This is a genomic window from uncultured Sphingorhabdus sp., assembly GCF_937872355.1.
Taxonomy (GTDB): domain Bacteria; phylum Pseudomonadota; class Alphaproteobacteria; order Sphingomonadales; family Sphingomonadaceae; genus Sphingorhabdus_B.
On record NZ_CALMSV010000197.1, the window covers coordinates 1 to 4,321 of the forward strand.

A 4,321-nucleotide genomic window follows, 5' to 3' on the forward strand; every position below is an offset into this window, starting at 1 on the left:
TGAACTTGCCCGGTTTGGCGATGAAGGCGTCGGCGTTCGACGGCTCCCACTCGATGCGCTGGCGGATGCGGTTGCCGGCCGCCTTCGCCGCGCGTTCCTCGATCAGCGCCCGCAATTCGTCCTGCGAGCGAATATCGTTGTGGCGGATGTTGAAGCGCGCCCGCGCCTGCGCCGGAATGACGTTCCACGCGGGGTTGCCTACATCGAGCGAAACGAATTCGAGGTTCGACGCCGGAAAAAACTCGTTGCCGGCGTCGATCGGCTCGGTGCTCAGCGCGGCGACGACGGCGGCGATGTCGGGAATCGGATTGTGGGCGCGATGCGGATAGGCGACGTGGCCCTGCGTGCCCTCGACGATCACGGTGCCGGACAGCGAGCCGCGCCGGCCGACCTTGATGCAGTCGCCCAGCGCTTCCACATTGCTCGGCTCGCCGAGCACGCAATGATCGATCTTCTCGCCGCGCGCCGCGATCCACTTCAGCAGCTTGACGGTGCCGTTGACGGCGACGCTTTCCTCGTCGCCGGTGATGAGAAACGAAACAGACCCTTTCGGCTTGCCATCGTTGGCCTTGAGATAGTCGAGCACCGCCGCGACCGAGCAGGCGATGCCGCCTTTCATGTCGACCGTGCCGCGGCCGTAGAGCATGCCATCCTTGATCTCACCGGCGAAAGGCGCCTGCGTCCACGCCGCCTCGTCGCCCGCCGGCACCACATCGGTATGGCCGGCGAAGCACAGATGCGGCGCGTCCGTTCCGATCCGTGCGTAGAGGTTGTCGATGTCGGCGGTGCCGGCCTCGCTGAAGGTGACGCGATGCACCTCGAAGCCGGCATTCGTCAGCAGCGCTTCGAGAACGCCGAGCGCGCCGGCATCGGCCGGCGTCACCGACGGGCAGCGGACGAGATCGCGGGTGATGGACAGCGCATCAGTCATGTTCAGCCTTCGATGATGAGTTGTGTTTGCGGTCCCAGCGGATCGGGTCCGTAGGCGTTGGGTCCGTCAGTGCCCTTGAGGCAGCCGAGTTCGAGGAAGGCCCACGTGCCGATTGCCTGCGTGGCAAGATTGAGCGTCACGCTGCTGCCGGGTTCATCCATCAGCAGGTTGCCGCTGGAGAGGATGCCCGGCACGAACCAGAATGGCAGCAGCCACCAGCCGCTCCGGCCGCGGTCATGCAGCCGCTTGATGCCGATGGCGATGACCAACCAGCCCCAGAAGAAAGCGAGGATGAGGGCCGAGATACGTATCATCGGGGCACTGCCTGCGGTGCGGAGCAGGAGGGCGGGATCGAGTTCGCCGAGCCACGCGAAGCACAACGCGACGAAACAGGCCCATGCCAGCATGTTGAGCAGAAGCGCGAACCAGTATTTGCCGCGATTGATGCGGCCACTGAAACCGAACAACAGCGTCGTCCAGTCCATGTCCGCCTCTCGTGCTCTGTAACGCCCGCGGCGCGAGCTGCGCCAAGGTGTCTCTACTCTCCCGATAACCTCAATCGCGCAGCAGTTCGTTGATGCTGGTCTTGGAGCGCGTGCGCTCGTCCACCGTTTTGACGATGACCGCGCAATAGAGCGACGGTCCCGGCGATCCGTCCGGCAGCGGCTTGCCTGGTAGCGCGCCCGGCACCACGACGGAATATTCGGGCACCTCGCCCATGTAAATCTTCCCGGTCGCGCGGTCGACGATCTTGGTCGATGCGCCGAGAAACACGCCCATCGACAGCACCGCGCCGTTGCGCCCGATCACGCCTTCGGCGACTTCGGAGCGCGCGCCGATGAAGCAGTCGTCCTCGATGATGACAGGCTCGGCCTGCAGCGGTTCGAGCACGCCGCCGATGCCGACGCCGCCCGAGATATGCACGCGCTTGCCGATCTGCGCGCAGGAGCCGACCGTCGCCCAGGTATCGACCATCGTGCTTTCATCGACATAAGCGCCGAGATTGACGAATGACGGCATCAGCACGACGTTCTTGGCGATGAAAGCGGACTTGCGCACGACAGCGCCCGGCACGGCGCGGAAGCCGGCGTCGCGGAAGCGGTTCGGTCCCCAGCCCTGAAACTTCGAGGGCACCTTGTCCCACCACTTCGCCTCTCCGGGGCCGCCGTCGATCACATCCATGTCGTTGAGACGGAACGACAGCAGCACCGACTTCTTGAGCCATTGATTGACCTTCCACTTGCCGTCGCCCTGGCGCTCGGCGACACGCGCCTTGCCGTCGTCCATCAGTTCGAGCGCATGATCGACCGCGTCGCGCACCTCGCCCTTGGTGGAGGTCGAGATGGTGTCGCGCGCCTCGAAGGCGTTGTTGATGGTGCTCTCAAGAGCAGACAGAGACATTGCTAATTCCTCGGCGGCTAAAAAGGTCGGGAGGTTTTCAGGGCAGAAACAGGCGGAGTCAAGCGACGATCCGGTTCAGGAAGCCGGTCAGATCGTCGGTGACGTATTCGACATGGGGGGCGTCGCGGCCCTCGAATTCCCATGCCTGCCGGCCCGCCGGATCGCTGCCTTTCGGCACGACGAACACGGTCTTCATGCCGCGCTGGTGTGGCACTTCGAGATTGCGGGCGAGATCCTCGAACATCGCGGCGCGCTTCGGGTCGACGTCGTGACGCGAGAGGAATTTGTCATAGGTCTGCGGCGCGGGCTTGGGCTCGAGTTCGCCGGCGACGATGTCGAAAATGCCTTCGAAATGCGTGTCGATGTCGAGCCGCTTCAGCACCGCCTCGGCATGGGCGACGGTACCGTTGGTGAGGATCAGCTTGCGGCCGGGCAGCGCTGAAATGGCGTGGCCGAGCGCGGGGTTCGGCTCCAGCATCGAGTGGTCGATCATGTGGACGAAATCGAGATAGGCCCGATGGTCCATCGCGTGTTCTTCCATCATGCCGCGCATGGTGGTGCCGTAGCGCAGGTAATAGTCCTTCTGGATGCGATAGGCATCGTCGGTCGAGACGTCGAGAAACTGCGCGACGTAATCGCGGATGCGCACATCGACCTGCTGCCACAGATTGATCTCGCGCGGATAGAGCGTGTTATCGAGGTCGAACACCCAGGTCTCGACATGGGCGAAGGCGCGGGGCGCGGGTGCGTTGGTTTTGAGGGTCATGTCGGCTTTTGAGTTTCGCGTTGCATGAGAGCTATCCCCGAGTCCATTCGTCATGCCCGGGCTTGACCCGGGCATCCATCTTTTTAGAGGATGGATTGCCGGGTCGCGCCGCTATGCGACGGCCCGGCAATGACGACTTTTCTTGCGGCGCTGTCACGGGCCAACACACCCTTCGCATCTCACGGCAGCTTGAACCGCACCGTCTGCCCGCCGCCGCTGCCGAGATCGACGATGGCGAAGCCCGTCGCATTCAGTCCGCGCCCGCCGCAGTCGCTCTGCTCGCTCAGCTCGAATTTCGCCTCGCGCGTGCACAGCAGCGTCGGTCCGCCCCAGTTCAAAGGCTTGCCCGACATCGCCACCGCGCGGCCGTCGGCATCGACCGCCTCGGCGAAGGAATAGACCTTGCGCGGCTGCCCCGGAATATCCGGATGCAGGCACTTGCCCGGCATGATGCCATACCAGCCGCGTGTCGTGACCTGCTTGCCGTCGTCGGCGCCGACCGCCGCCATCACCTTGTGCGGCGTGTCGTTGCACCAGGTCAGCCCGGTCGTGGAGGGCGTCTGCACCGCCGCGATCATCGTCTCGAAGAAGTTCGCGGCGGAGACGCTGTTGGCGTCGAGCCCGCGATCTCTGAGAAATTTCGCCAGCGCGCCTTGCGTCTTCGGACCGTCGACGCCGTCGATCGGCGCGGCGTCATAGCCCGCGATCACGAGAAGCCGCTGGATGCCGGCGAGGCGCGCCTGCTCGTCGTCATATTCGCTGCTTTCGGCGAGATAGGTGGTGGCGTTGCCGCTCTCCTCGTCGAGCGTCGGCTTGACCTCGGTGAACGCCGCCATCGTCTGCCCGGCGCGGCACTGCCGCGCGGCGGCGATGACGAAGTTGCCGCTGGCGATGCACAGATTGTCCGCGCCGTTCTGCGGAACGGGCGAGGAGCCATAGACCGGCAGCGCGCGCGCATGAAGCATCAGCCGGTCGGCAGCGAGCTTGCCCTGCGCGACGACGCGGCATTGCGCCGGGTCGATGCGAAACCAGCCGCGCGTCGCACTCGCGCCCTTGTCGTCGATGCCGATGGCGGCTTCGACGACATAGCTCATGCGGTTGCACAGTTTCAGGTCGGCGCGGGCGGGCGCGGCGGCAATGCAGGCCGCAACCAGCGCGATAGCGGCGAGCGCTCTGGGAGCGGCGGCTGCGGTTGCGCGGCGTGCCATCACTTGTGAATCAGC

At 65.0% G+C, this 4,321-nt stretch carries 5 protein-coding genes; all 5 read right to left on the minus strand.

Annotated features, from left to right (window positions below; genetic code table 11):
- On the minus strand, window positions 1–931 hold a 931-nt coding region (gene dapE, locus Q0239_RS13075; protein WP_298603573.1), incomplete at its 3' end, for a succinyl-diaminopimelate desuccinylase.
- Window positions 932–933: 2 nt separating this feature from the next.
- A complete protein-coding gene (locus Q0239_RS13080; RefSeq protein WP_298603575.1) occupies window positions 934–1,416 on the minus strand; it encodes a DUF805 domain-containing protein in 483 nt (160 codons plus the stop codon).
- Window positions 1,417–1,486: 70 nt separating this feature from the next.
- Window positions 1,487–2,332 carry a 2,3,4,5-tetrahydropyridine-2,6-dicarboxylate N-succinyltransferase gene (gene dapD / locus Q0239_RS13085; protein WP_298603577.1) on the minus strand — a complete coding sequence of 282 codons (846 nt, stop codon included), beginning with the start codon at window positions 2,330–2,332 and terminating at the stop codon, window positions 1,487–1,489.
- A gap of 58 nt (window positions 2,333–2,390) precedes the next feature.
- The gene (locus tag Q0239_RS13090; RefSeq protein WP_298603579.1) at window positions 2,391–3,098 is read right to left on the minus strand and encodes a pyrimidine 5'-nucleotidase; all 708 of its coding nucleotides are present in this window, start codon (window positions 3,096–3,098) and stop codon (window positions 2,391–2,393) included.
- A gap of 179 nt (window positions 3,099–3,277) precedes the next feature.
- A partial coding sequence (locus Q0239_RS13095) for a DUF1036 domain-containing protein (RefSeq protein WP_298603581.1) occupies window positions 3,278–4,321 on the minus strand: 1,044 nt, incomplete at its 5' end.